The organism is Shewanella sp. VK101 (genome assembly GCF_056497865.1).
Genome location: NZ_CM151402.1, coordinates 3557898 through 3570392, shown reverse-complemented (window position 1 = coordinate 3570392; position 12495 = coordinate 3557898). Strand labels below are relative to the sequence as shown.

Genomic DNA, 12495 nt, shown 5'->3' with positions numbered 1-12495 from the left:
TTTCCGTTCATTCCTGGAGCGCGGCTCTGCAGCTGAAGCTGGCTCTTGGGCTACTCGTTCTTTTTGTTTGCTTCTGCAGTTTGTGGCTCCCGTTTGGAGACCACTCCCGGCCAGGGACGTTTACCGCGGGGATCGTCCGCATCGACAGGATCCGGGATCAGGCTATCGTTGGTTTGCTTGGCTTCGCTTTGGTCTCTTTGGTTACTTGGGTCAATTGGGGGCGCTGAAGTTTCAGCGCCTGTTTCTGTTTGGACCTTTTCCCCTGTTTTATTGTCAATCCCAGGCTCAGTGTTTACCTCCGAGTGCTTTGGCCTGGCAGCCTTTCTGGCCGATGCTTGGGCGGGCTGTTCAGCCTGTTTGGGTGACATATTGGTGTTGGATTCAGCTTCAAGCTCGGTCTGGGATTCGCCGGTATCCGGGGCTGAATCTTGGCTTTCGGTGACAGTAGGTTCAGTATCCGCGGCTTCCTTGGCGGTTGCTTTTCCCTGCTGTTTAAGCTTTTTACGCCTGCGCTTGACCCGGGTGCGGCGGCGGTCAAAGTCGGCGCGTTTGAACGACAAGGCCCGCGACAGCAACAGGCCGATAAAGCCCGCGACTATCAGCATCAGTTGCTGCTGCTCCATATTCAGCTCGTGGGCTTCTTTGATCTCATTGAAAAACAGCTTGGGATCCAGCCTGACTTCGACGAAGCCCAGGTTTTTACCTTGCTGGATCACCGGCTCGACATAAGGGGGATAGGGCGCCAGCAGATCATCCAGCTCCGGGGAGTCCGGCTCCAGTAACTCTGGGCTGACATCCTGGGCAAAGGATAGCCGCTGGCCATCCTCGCTGTAGATAGTCGCCGCCATCACCTTGGGATCTTCCACCAGGGCGCTGGCCAGCCATTGCAACTGCTCATCATTTTGCAGTTGCAACGCCGGTGCGGCACCATAGGCTGTTTGTTGCACCAATAATCTGGCCATCTTTTGGGTTTGGGTCTTCAGAAGCCGCTGCCCTTGTAGTAGGCTTGTCTGCCACAGCTGGACCAGGCCGACCAGCAGAGTGACGGCTATGGCGATCTGCAGCAGTCTGCTGATCTTCTGGCTTTTTTTAAGGCCCTTGAACAACAATACTTTGTCCCTTAATCAAATTCGGTGTTTCCCTAATCATAATGGATTATGGGTATGCCCGATAGCCGGAGAGCAGTGACCATGGAGTCAGTCTTACCTTTTCCCCTGTTGGCCAGTCAACGTCAGGATGGTGTCTATGTCTTGAGTCTGCAACAGCATACTTGGCCAGCATTTAAGGAAGGGCAACATGCTCAGGGTGAGCGATTACGGCTGATCTTCAGTGAAAAGGCCGCGGCTGCTGTTGCCGATTTGCTTCCCGAGTTGGCACCGAGGGCGGTGGCGATTTTGCAGCGCGAGCAATCCCTGTATGGGCTTGAATTACTACTCGAGGCGGGTATCTGTCAATCCATGCAGAATCGTCTTGAGTCAATTTGCGAGCTGGACTACCTGCCCATTGCGGCGACAACGAGTTTGCCGCAGCTTTCGACTCCAGGCCTGTTGGTGATGGATATGGACTCGACCGCCATTACCATTGAGTGTATCGATGAATTGGCGGCCGCTGCCGGCGTGGGCGCCGAGGTGGCACAAGTGACCGAGCGGGCTATGCAGGGGGAGCTGGACTTCGAACAGAGCCTGCGCCAGAGGGTGGCCAAGCTCAAGGGCGCGAATCAAAGTATTATTGATGACCTCTGTGCCCGCTTGCCCTTGAGCCCCGGGCTTGAGAGCATGATAGCCGAGCTCAAGTCCTATGGCTGGCGCACTGTGGTGGCCTCAGGTGGTTTTACCCCCTTTGTTGGCCATCTGCAGCAGTTGCTTGGGTTGGATGCCGCTTTTGCCAATGAACTGGTAATAAGCGATGGCAAGTTGCTCGGCGAGGTTAGCGGCCAGGTAGTGGATGCCGCCTTCAAGGCTGATGTGGTGAAAAAATGCGCCGAGCAGTGGCAGATAGCTGCCGGGCAAAGGCTGGCCATAGGCGATGGCGCCAACGATATCCCCATGGTGCAGGCGGCCGATTTTGGTATTGCCTATCATGCCAAACCTAAGCTGGCTGCGGCGGCTGCGGCCAGGATCAATAAGCTGGACCTGCAGGTATTACCTTTCTTGCTGCAAGGGCGCTGAAGCGTCAACCGTTAGAATTAGAGTGATTGCTCTTGTTTTTGTGACCGGGATTCATTAGCTTTTGCTATAGAACCCGGTGACGACACACTCCATGGAAACTGTACAGCAATCAATCTTTCTGCCTTATCGAGATGGCGAACTGCATCTTCGCAAAATTTCTCCCGCAGCCGGTTTTCGGCATCAGATCCCGATTTTGATGTTGCATGGCGCCATGTCCAACGGCCGGGTGTTTTACAGCAGCAGAGGTCGAGGTCTGGCACCGTTTCTGGCCCAGGCGGGCTTTACCGTCTATGTAATGGACAGTGCAGGTCGCGGCCTCAGCACGCCTAAGTTGGCGCGAGGGTTTGAGCTTGGACAAGGCGAGGTCATCCGTGAACAACTGCCCCTGGTGCAGCAGTATCTGCTCGAGGCCGAATCCCTGGACAAACTGCATTGGTGTGCCCATTCCTGGGGCGGGGTGCTGATGGCCAGCGCCCTGGCACGGTTTCCTGAACTGCAAGCCTCGGTGGCATCACTGCTTACCTTTGGCAGCAAGCGCACCATAAGAGTCAGGTCATTGAAAAAGTGGCTGATGGTGGATCTGGTTTGGAACCGCCTGGCTCCCGGCATTGCCGCTGGTCACGGCTATCTCGCGGCCGACAAGTGGCGCATGGGCATGGATAACGAGAGCCGGGCTTCGCTACAGCAGAGCATAGATTGGGTGCGCGGTGATTGGATAGATCATGACGATGGTTTCGACTATGGCCTGGCTGCCGCCAAAGCCACTTGGCCCAAGAGTTGGTTTATCGCCGGACAGAATGACACTGTGCTCGGCAACCCGGAAGATGTGCTGGATATGATGGCCGAATGCGGCTTGCAGAATAGCCGCTTTACCTTACTGTCACGGGAAAACGGCAATCGCCACGACTATGGTCATGCGGATATGCTGACCCATGTGGATGCACCAAACGATCATTTCAACAAGGTGCTCGCCTGGTATCAGGGGTTTGAGCTTTCCAGCGTCAGTGACTGAGCTTCTGGATTTAATTCCGGGTAGCGCAGCAAGACCTCGCTGGTGATCTCCAAAAACTCGCCAACGCCCACCACCCGCCACAGCATCTCTTCGAGCTTCTTGGCCTTGTGCTTGGCATGGACACCTATATATTCCAGCTCGCGACGGATATAGCCCAGATCCGGTTTACCGGCGGCGCCGCGATAGACTTTCAAGGCCATAAAGCTGCCGAGCGACTGTGCCTGACGGATAAAATCCACTTGGGCCTGACGCTCCGCCAGTTCATGGCGGGCAGTGCAACGCAGCCGCAACTGGCCGCTGGATTGGCGTACCAACTGCACAAAGACTTCGAAGCTGTCCATGGTCATCTGCGGCTTCATCGCCCGTATCGGGCCGATAAAGTCGCGCTTCAGCCGGCCGTCTTGCAGTAAAGGTTCGAGATTGAACTGCAACTGCTCAGCGCTACTGTTGGCGAACAAGTCGCTGACGGCATCCGGCTCTACGCCGACCCCCAGCGCCGACAAACGGAAAGACTTGACGGTTTTTTCCACAAGAAAAGGCACTGAATGCAGTTTGCGCATCAAGAGGTTTTTCATCGCTTCGGCCAGTTCTTTGACCTCAGAGTTATCCTCTGTCAGTTGCTGCAATTTCTCGCGGTTTTGCTCTATCAGGCGATGTAAAAACTCCACGCCCGGATGAGGCGTGTGGCCCATAACTGCCGCCAGATGCAGGGTGACACCGTTTTTACGGCTGCGCACCAATCGATAGGGCAGCGCCTGAAGTTTTGCCTTGGGCGCCAGCTCCTGCAGTTTGGGAAAGCTCAGCAGCAGCGGCTCCTTGGGATTGAGAGTCGCGTTCTCATCCAGGTTCAGCTGCAGGCCACGACTGGAAATATCATGGGTGATCCCTGTGTATTGCTGTTTTCCCTGACTGATGTTGACCAGGGTCTTGAAGGAGAATCTGGCTTCCTGGCGCCGCTCGCTGAAATACATGGACACCAATCGGATACTGTTGGTGGTGATTTTGGCTTGGCCGAAACGCTTGAGCTCATTGGCGTCCATCTTGAATGGCCAGCGACGATACTCTTCGGCGGCCTGTTCGTCGGTCACATCCATCAACTGTAATATGTGGCTGTATTTGCTCAGCTGCTGTTCAGTCAGTGCCGAGTAGTTGCTGTCATCGCCCGGGAGCATGGAGGCCTTGTAGGAACCCCGGTGGTCTATGGCATCCAGGCTCACCTGGATAACCTTCCAACTGCCCTTGGTGGCACCAAAGCCGAGAAACAGAGGTTGCAGGCGGCTTTTTTTCAGCTCGCTGAGGCTGGCAGAGTAGAAGTAGAGTTGACCACGGGCATTATAGGTAAAGCTGAACAGTAATCTGTGGTCGGCGTTGTCCGGCTCGGCGAGCATGGCCGCCAGTCTCTGCTTACTCAGCAGTCCCGGCAATTGGTTGATATCGGCTTCATCGAGGAAATCGTGCAGCAGTGCCTGATTGTCCCGGCTAAGCAGCAGAGCACCTATAGCAGGCTTGCCTTGGCTGTCCTGTTCGATAAACAGCGGCAGGTGCGGCAGATGAGCCAGGTAATGGCGCTCGAACCCCATCCCCGTGGCGGTTACCAGCACATCGTTGACATCCACCTTATAGCGGAACTTATAACCGCGAATGAGGCTGGCGAGCATTTCGGCCAACTGTTCGCTGCCGCCGATGCGCTTGAGCCGCATCCAGCAGGTGTCCTGCTCTGTCTGGGCATCGACTATCTGGTAGTCGACCCCGAGTTGCAGATCCCGGTAATAGTATTCATCGCTGAGATCCAGCAGCTTGACCCGCAGCGGCCGGTTGAGATCGAAGTTGTGTCTGGCGGGCAGGCGCACTCTGGCACCACCGACGGAGAGATCCGCGGTATTGCCGCGCACCTCCTCTCTGCCGGGTTGGGAAACAGCTATCTTGATGCTGTAGTTCATCCGCTCTTCACTGCGGTTGAGGTAGCGCCCCAGCACAATCCCGGGTACCAGATAGGGATTCCCCTGTCCTTCCTGATTGCGGGGCGTTTGCTGCAGCTTTTGGCGACGCTGGCGATGCGCCTCCATCACCTGCTCGTACACTCCCATGGTGTACTGGTTGCGGTACAGTGCCAGTGCGGCATCAAAGGCCTCTTTGGCCGGGTCATCGAGGAAGTGGCGTTGGTCGGCGAAGCGATACTCCTGGCAGGGCAGTTCCGACTTGTCTCTGAGGTCAATGATCCTCAGACAGGGGGAAGCCAGGCGCTGGATTTCCATCTTTAACAGAAAGCGGGTCGAGTTTGACTCTTCGGCGGTGAGCTGCAAGAAGATCTCACTGAAGTCCGGCTCCATCATCAGGGGCTTGAGTTGTTCAATCAGGGCGCTGTGGTGATCTGGGCTCATGGACTCGCTCTTTAAAGGGTGCTTATTCTTGTGCTGACTGTTAGTCTTATGTCGGCCCGGCTTTGGGAAGCTTGAACCCAATTCGGGATTATCACGCTGAAAGTATCACTTTGAAAGTGCAATTATTTTAATTAACTATTACAGATTTTACACAAGTTTGAACCCAGATGGCGAAGAATAAAACAGCATACGTGTGCAACGAATGTGGCCAGGACTTTCCCCGCTGGCAGGGGCAGTGCAGTGCCTGTCATGAATGGAATACCATTACCGAAGTCAGACTGGGGGCGGCCACGCCATCCCGGGGCGGTCAGTTCAGCGGTTATGCCGGTGCCGGTGCCAGTGAGATCCAGACGCTGGATCAGATAGATCTCAACGAAGTGCCAAGGATCCCCAGCAGCTTTATCGAATTTGACCGAGTGCTCGGTGGCGGCATAGTCGCCGGCAGTGCCATCCTGATTGGCGGGCATCCGGGCGCCGGCAAGAGTACCTTGTTGCTGCAGACTTTGTGTCAGTTGGCCGAGACCATGCCGGCTCTCTATGTGACCGGCGAGGAATCTTTGCAGCAAGTGGCGATGCGAGCCCATCGTTTGGGCCTGCCCACCGGGCGTTTGAAGATGTTGTCCGAAACCAGTGTCGAGACCATCTGCACTGTGGCACTGCGGGAGAAGCCCAAGGTCATAGTGATAGATTCGATTCAGGTGATGCATATCAGCGATGTGCAGTCCTCCCCCGGCAGTGTGGCCCAGGTTCGTGAGTCGGCAGCCTTTCTGACCCGTTTTGCCAAGCAAAACGGTATCGCCATCATCATGGTCGGCCATGTTACCAAAGACGGCTCTCTGGCCGGCCCCAAGGTGTTGGAGCACTGCATAGATTGCTCTGTGATGTTTGAAGGGGACAGCGATAGCCGCTACCGCACCCTGCGCTCGCACAAGAACCGCTTTGGCGCCATCAATGAACTGGGGGTGTTCGCCATGACGGAGCGGGGGCTCAAGGAAGTGGCCAATCCGTCGGCGATATTTCTGTCACGCGCCGATGAAGCCGCCTCCGGCTCCTTGGTGATGGTGGTTTGGGAGGGCACCCGGCCGCTGTTGGTGGAACTGCAGGTGTTGGTAGACAGCTCGGCACTGTCGCATCCGCGGCGGGTCGCCGTGGGAATGGATGCCAACCGTTTGGCTATGTTGCTGGCGGTAATGCATCGTCATGGCGGCTTACAGATGTCGGATCAGGACGTGTTTGTCAACGTGGTCGGTGGTGTCAAGGTGACAGAAACCAGCGCCGATTTGACTCTGCTGCTGGCCATGGTTTCCAGTTTCCGCGGTGATATTCTGCCCAGAGATCTGGTGGTGTTCGGCGAAGTGGGCCTTTCCGGCGAGATACGTCCCGTGCCCAATGGCCAGGAGCGTTTGGTGGAAGCTGCCAAGCACGGCTTTACTCGGGCAATAGTGCCCAAGGCCAATATGCCGAAAAAACCGCCTCAGGGGATGCAGGTGATAGGGGTGAGCAAACTCAGCGAGGCGCTTGGGGCTTTATGATTGCTATATGAGCGCTATGTGAGAGCTATGTGAGTAGCCCGGCAAACAGGGCTATTGCGGCCCTGTAAACTGCGAAGCAGGAGCCGCCTCAGCGGCTCTGTTCATGTTCGGCGATAAACTGCTCCAACTCCCGGTGCAGCAGTGAGGCATCGCCAAGATTCAACTCCAACAGCCTTCTTAAGTGACTGATGCTCTCGACATCGATGAGGGCACACTTGAGACCCAGAAGGCCGTTGCGGCGATGCACAACTTCGGCCTCCATACAGAGTTGCACCTCGGACTGAGGCAGGCGAAAACTCAGCTCCAGCACGCCTTTGGGAGCGAAATCGGCAGGTTCTTCTACCATGGCGCCGTTGAAACAGAGATCCAGCAAGTGGGTGCCCCATATCTTGTCACCGCAGCTCAACTGGGCATCTATGGTAAACAGGATCCGTGAAAACTTGCGCTTTTCGTCCATATTCAGTCCTTTAATTCTTGGTCTGTCCTTATTGTAGCCACATAAGAAGCGCTTGGCACCGAACTCAGGTCAAATATCTATCCGCTACAGACAAAATATGAAAAATTGTGAATAATGGCGTCTACCCCAGCCGGTTGGAATACAAGCATGGCATACCGCATATTGATAGTGGACGATGAGGCTATCATTCGGACTCGTTTGAAAGGCTATTTTGAAAAAGATGGTTACCAGGTAATGGAAGCCGCCGACGGTGAGCAGATGTGGCAGCAACTGCAGCAACAGCATGTGGATCTGGTGATGCTGGATATCAATATGCCGGGGGACGATGGCCTGATGCTGACCCGTGAGCTGCGCGGCCGCTCAGATGTGGGCATTATTCTAGTAACCGGCCGGGATGAGGCGATAGATAAGATAGTGGGCCTGGAGATGGGCGCCGATGATTATGTCACCAAGCCGTTTGAGTTTCGCGAGCTCAGGGTCAGGGTCAAAAACCTGCTCTGGCGCATCTCTCTGGTGAAAAAGGCCCAGCAGCAAACGGCCGAACAACTGTCGCGCTCGGACGATAATCTCTATTTCGAGGGCTATCATCTGCAGCTCAACAGTCGCCGTTTGAGCTTGGATGGGCAGGCTATCAAGTTGACCAAGGCCGAGTTTGAACTCTTGGTGGCCTTTGCCCTGCATCCGCAGCAGGTACTCTCGAGAGAGCGCTTGATGCAGCAAACCAGCCACAGGGATCAGGATGTCAACGACCGCACCATAGATGTGATTATTCGGCGCCTGCGCAGCAAACTGAGCCCAGAGTTGTTTGTCACTGTGCATGGCGAGGGCTATCTGTTTGCCGCCGATGTCAGCGACTGAGCTCTGAGCCCTTGGCTTCCACCCTGTATATGGGGTAGAAGTCTGCCGGTGCTAAACTGTCATCCAGTTGCATGCTTTTGAGGTTATCCGGGCGCAACTGCAAAATTGCCGGACCTATATCACCAAACGCCTTTTCCCCTTGCAACAGCCTGACGGCGAGATCGACCGCCAGCCGCCCCTGCAGTACCACTCTGTCATCATTGGCATAAGCAACCTTGTTGCGCTTGAGGGCGCGCAGTACATCCGGTGATAGATAGCTGCTCACCAGCGCCATTTTGTTGGTCAGGTTTCTCTGCCTGAGAGTGCCCATGGCGGCTTCAATGGCGACGGCACTGCCGAGCAAGGCTTGCGGCAGCGGCTGCTCATTTTGATTGAGCAACAGATTGAGCTGATCCCGGTAGAGATTACGGTTGTTGTCGGCATGCATCACGGCCACTATCTCCACCTGGCTGTCTTGCAGTGCTTGTCTGACACCTTTTTCCACCAGATCGGTTCCGCCACGGCCTTCAGGGCCCGCCAGCATCGCCAGGCGTTTGTGCGGGGTAGATGCGAGAAATTCACCGGTCAGATAACCCATTTGATACCAGTTGACTCCAATATGGGTTTGTACCCGGTTGTCTGCCAACTGGTTCACCAGCGCCAACACAGGCTTGGTCAGCTCCAGCGCCTGGCCCTCGAGCAGGTGTGGGCTGACGGCGCCAAGCAAAATCGCATCGGCATCGCCATCAAGGCAGGATTTGAGTTGTGCCAACTGGGTCTGGTTGTTGCCATAGCCACCGGCTTCATGGAGTTCCAGCCCCAGGCCCAAGGCTTGGCTCTGTTTGGCCAAGCCATAATCAATCCCTATCCAATAGGCGTCTTTAAGATGTGGCACCAAAGCGCACAGCTTCCAGGGCTTGTTGGCCTTGGTGAGCGGAGTGTGGGTCAGAGGGCTGGCCTGCTGGATTGCTTCGTTGTAAGGACTGCGCCGCTCAAGTTCCCAGGTTTCATTGGCCAGCGCGGCAGGGGTAAACATCAGCAGAGCCAATAACCACAGCTGCAGAGGTCTTTTGGTTGTCGGCAACAAAGACTCGAACTTGGCGGCAAATTGGCTCATGAGGAAGGTCCTGATATATGATGCCAGTATTCTACCATAGCATTCCTGCTGAATGTTTGAGTGGGTCAATGCCTATGCGGACCGGTATCAACAAGGATAACAAGTGAGACCTTTATCTTCATGGCTGAGCAGCCTGACCGGCCGTCTGATGCTGGCGTTCTGTTTGCTGGCGCTGCTGCTGTTATTACTGGTGACTCTGGGCAACTTGAGCCTTTACTGGGTCAAGGGCGCAGACAGCTTTCTTTACGAGAAGGCCTTACCCGCATCAGAAGCCGCGCGGCAGCTATCGCAATCGGCCACCTCGCTGGCAGAGAATGCCCAGCGCCTGGGCACGGTTGCCGATGAAAAGCAGCGTCAATATTTGGGGCGCCGCCTGTCTCTTGAGAGCAATCGCATGTTGGCGGCGATTGCGACCCTGGAGCAGTTGGCGGTGCCGGATTCGGCCAATCTGAAACAGGCCGCGGCCACTATTATCGCCGAGCTGACCTTACTCGGCGAGCAGACGGGGGAGCGACTTGAGCGTACCCAAGCGCTGAAACAGAAAGGGCTTTTACTGGTACAGGCCTCCAAGCAGGCCGATAATCTGCTGCGCTCAGAGCTGGCGGTGTTGGACTCAGTCATTATTGCCAAGCTGAGCCAGATCCCGGGGGCGGCGGCAGTGGATGACATTATAGAGCTGGATCTCAGCAGCGCCGAGCAGCTCAACCGCGCCCTGAAACTGACTCATAAGATAGCCTTGCTCGGGCAGATATTTGCAGCGGCCGATGCGCCGCAAGACTTGGTCGGTGCCATCAATCAGGCGCCGTTGACCGATGATGCCCTGTCCCCGGGATTGCTCAAGCGCATTCCCGTGGCCGATTTGGTTCGGGATCCCGGTAGAGCCGAGGCGCTCGAGGCCGAATTTGCCTGTCTTGATCAGGTGACTGCCGGCCAACAATTGGCCGAATCTATATGGCAGTTGCAGCAGCAACTGGAGCAAAGGCAACTGGTGATTTCAGACAACCTCAAGTCGATGGAGCAAACCGTGGATGCCGCCCTTGAGGGCCAGCAGCAACAGCTGAATTTGGCCCGACGCGACTATCTGGGGCAGCTCAATTGGGCCAGTGCCGGGCTCTGGGGGACGGGCGCCTTGATGTTGCTGCTGATCTTGTTTGTCAGTTGGCAGGTTATCTATAAGGGTATCGCCCGGCGCTTGAGCGATGCCACCCAGGCGCTGAGTCGCTTGAGTCTTGGTGATACCAATGTCAGCATACGCTCCTACGGCGATGATGAACTTACCGCCATGGCCTCGGCGCTGGAAGCCTTCAAACAGAAAACGGCCCACAATCAAAAGTTGCAGCAGGATCTGAAGCGCACCGCAGCCGAGTTGACCGAGCATAAGCTGGCGCTGGAGCTGAAAGTGGCCGAGCGAACCCGAGAACTCGCCCAGACCAATGCCCAGCTGGAAGAAGCCAGTCAGGCCAAGTCGTTGTTTTTGGCTACAATGAGCCACGAAATACGCACGCCCCTTAACGGCTTGCTCGGTACGCTGAGTTTGCTGGGGCAGGCGGAGTTACCCGCCAAGGCGCGGCAGATGCTGGCGCTGTCCCAGTACAGTGGTACTCAACTGCAAACCGTGCTCAATGACATTCTCGACTTCTCGCGTCTGGAGCAGGGCAGGCTGCTCAATGAGCCAAGGGCCGTGGAGTTGCCGGCGCTGCTCAACGAAGTGACCGCCATCATGTTGGCCGGGGCCAATCTTGCCGGGCTCGAGCTCAGGCTGTTAAAGCCGGAATTGCCCGAATGGGTCTGGCTCGATGGGCCCAAGCTCAGACAGGTGCTGTTTAACCTTCTGGGCAATGCCATCAAGTTTACCGCCAAGGGTAGTGTGACCCTGGAGGTCAGTATTGAAGATGCGCGCCTGTGCTTCAGCGTAACCGACACAGGTATCGGCATCCGCCCCGAGGCCATGGCGCATCTGTTTACTCCCTATGCCACAGAGGCAACCCATGCCAGTGCCAGGGGAACCGGACTTGGGCTGAGTATCAGCCGCGACCTGGTGCAGTTGATGAATGGCAGTGAGAGCGGGGATGATCTCGCCATAGAAGTTATCAGTACGCCTGGGCAGGGCAGCCGTTTCAGTTTCAGTGTGCCGCTTCAGCCCTGTGAGCAGGGGGAGCAACAATCGAGTAGCTTGCCACAGAGTGAAATCGCCAAGCGGGTGCTGCTGGTGGAAGATAACAGGGTTAATGCCTTGGTGGCTCAGGGCTTTTTGGCGCATCTTGGGCATGAGTCACTCTTGTGTGTCAGTTTGGCAGAGGCACGGAATGTGTTGCTTGATAACACGTCAGGCCCATTCGATGCCGTGATGCTGGATTTACAGCTGAGTGACGGCTCCGGCAGCGAGCTGTTACCTGAGCTCAGGCAACAGCTGGGCACCAAGGTGCCGATTGCCGCCTTTACTGCCCAGTTGCAGACTCAGGATATGGCCGATTACCAGGCCATGGGCTTTGATATAGTGCTGGGTAAGCCCTTGGGATTGCAGGCACTGGCCAACTGGCTAGGGGTTGTCTCCGGCTCGAATCAGAGTGATGAGCGCCATAAGGAAGAGGATATCCAAGCGCCTGGCAATAAGGTATCACTCCGGAATACGGACAACACCCAATGGCTGGCGCTGGAGCAACTTGAGCAGGACCTGCAAGTGCTCGGCAAGGCCACTTTGCTGGAGATGCGGCAGCAGTTTGTGGACAGCAGTGATGCGCAGCTGCAAGCTTTACAGGCGGCAGATGGGCAACTGGATATCCAGGCTGCCAAGCTGCATGCACTCAAGGGCAGCAGCGGTAATATGGGGCTTGAAGCGCTGCACTTGCGCTGCGCCGCACTGGAGCAGGCCATCAAGACTGGCAAACCTTTGCGTGACGAGGAACTTACCGAGCTGACAGATTGCGTAGCGGCATCATTGCAGGCGCTCGATAACTGGCTTGAGCAGCAATCAGACTAAGACGCTTTTTT

General features: G+C 56.0%; 9 protein-coding genes. 5 read left to right on the top strand and 4 right to left on the bottom strand.

Going from position 1 to position 12495, the window contains the following annotated elements; translation table 11 throughout:
* Window positions 1–50: 50 nt before the first annotated feature.
* Window positions 51–1109 (bottom strand): YtjB family periplasmic protein, encoded by a 1059-nt coding sequence (locus ACSHSR_RS15945; RefSeq protein WP_479630930.1) that lies wholly within the window; start codon window positions 1107–1109, stop codon window positions 51–53.
* An 81-nt stretch (window positions 1110–1190) separates the two neighbouring features.
* Here ACSHSR_RS15945 and serB point away from each other — a divergent pair, with 81 nt between their 5' ends.
* Window positions 1191–2168, top strand: coding sequence for a phosphoserine phosphatase SerB (gene serB / locus ACSHSR_RS15940; protein ID WP_479630929.1), 978 nt, complete (start codon window positions 1191–1193; stop codon window positions 2166–2168).
* Window positions 2169–2259: 91 nt separating this feature from the next.
* Window positions 2260–3180: an alpha/beta fold hydrolase gene (locus ACSHSR_RS15935; protein ID WP_479630928.1), complete on the top strand. Its 921-nt coding sequence runs from the start codon at window positions 2260–2262 to the stop codon at window positions 3178–3180.
* Here ACSHSR_RS15935 and ACSHSR_RS15930 read toward each other — a convergent pair.
* Entirely contained in the window at window positions 3147–5561 is a 2415-nt protein-coding gene (locus tag ACSHSR_RS15930; protein ID WP_208180915.1) for a PilZ domain-containing protein, read from the bottom strand. The genes ACSHSR_RS15935 and ACSHSR_RS15930 overlap by 34 nt on opposite strands.
* A 167-nt stretch (window positions 5562–5728) precedes the next feature.
* Here ACSHSR_RS15930 and radA point away from each other — a divergent pair, with 167 nt between their 5' ends.
* A complete protein-coding gene (radA, locus tag ACSHSR_RS15925) occupies window positions 5729–7093 on the top strand; it encodes a DNA repair protein RadA (protein WP_039033655.1) in 1365 nt (454 codons plus the stop codon).
* Between the two features lie 88 nt (window positions 7094–7181).
* Here radA and ACSHSR_RS15920 read toward each other — a convergent pair whose 3' ends face one another.
* The gene (locus ACSHSR_RS15920) at window positions 7182–7550 is read right to left on the bottom strand and encodes a PilZ domain-containing protein (protein WP_479630927.1); all 369 of its coding nucleotides are present in this window, start codon (window positions 7548–7550) and stop codon (window positions 7182–7184) included.
* Window positions 7551–7697: 147 nt separating this feature from the next.
* Between ACSHSR_RS15920 and torR the strand changes: the two genes are divergently transcribed.
* Window positions 7698–8408 (top strand): two-component system response regulator TorR, encoded by a 711-nt coding sequence (torR, locus tag ACSHSR_RS15915; RefSeq protein WP_221060729.1) that lies wholly within the window; start codon window positions 7698–7700, stop codon window positions 8406–8408.
* Here the strand turns inward: torR and torT are convergent.
* Entirely contained in the window at window positions 8398–9423 is a 1026-nt protein-coding gene (torT, locus tag ACSHSR_RS15910) for a TMAO reductase system periplasmic protein TorT (RefSeq protein WP_101059090.1), read from the bottom strand. The genes torR and torT overlap by 11 nt on opposite strands.
* Window positions 9424–9607: 184 nt before the next feature.
* Here torT and torS point away from each other — a divergent pair, with 184 nt between their 5' ends.
* Window positions 9608–12484, top strand: a complete 2877-nt coding sequence (gene torS, locus ACSHSR_RS15905) for a TMAO reductase system sensor histidine kinase/response regulator TorS (RefSeq protein ID WP_479630926.1) — start codon at window positions 9608–9610, stop codon at window positions 12482–12484.
* Window positions 12485–12495 lie beyond the last annotated feature (11 nt).

Bases quoted from the DNA above. Each gene is read 5' to 3' on its own strand.
- serB (WP_479630929.1), top strand. From the start codon at position 1,191: ATGGAGTCAGTCTTACCTTTTCCCCTGTTGGCCAGTCAACGTCAGGAT.
- ACSHSR_RS15935 (WP_479630928.1), top strand. From the start codon at position 2,260: ATGGAAACTGTACAGCAATCAATCTTTCTGCCTTATCGAGATGGCGAA.
- ACSHSR_RS15930 (WP_208180915.1), bottom strand. From the start codon at position 5,561: ATGAGCCCAGATCACCACAGCGCCCTGATTGAACAACTCAAGCCCCTG.
- radA (WP_039033655.1), top strand. From the start codon at position 5,729: ATGGCGAAGAATAAAACAGCATACGTGTGCAACGAATGTGGCCAGGAC.
- ACSHSR_RS15920 (WP_479630927.1), bottom strand. From the start codon at position 7,550: ATGGACGAAAAGCGCAAGTTTTCACGGATCCTGTTTACCATAGATGCC.
- torR (WP_221060729.1), top strand. From the start codon at position 7,698: ATGGCATACCGCATATTGATAGTGGACGATGAGGCTATCATTCGGACT.
- torT (WP_101059090.1), bottom strand. From the start codon at position 9,423: ATGTTTACCCCTGCCGCGCTGGCCAATGAAACCTGGGAACTTGAGCGG.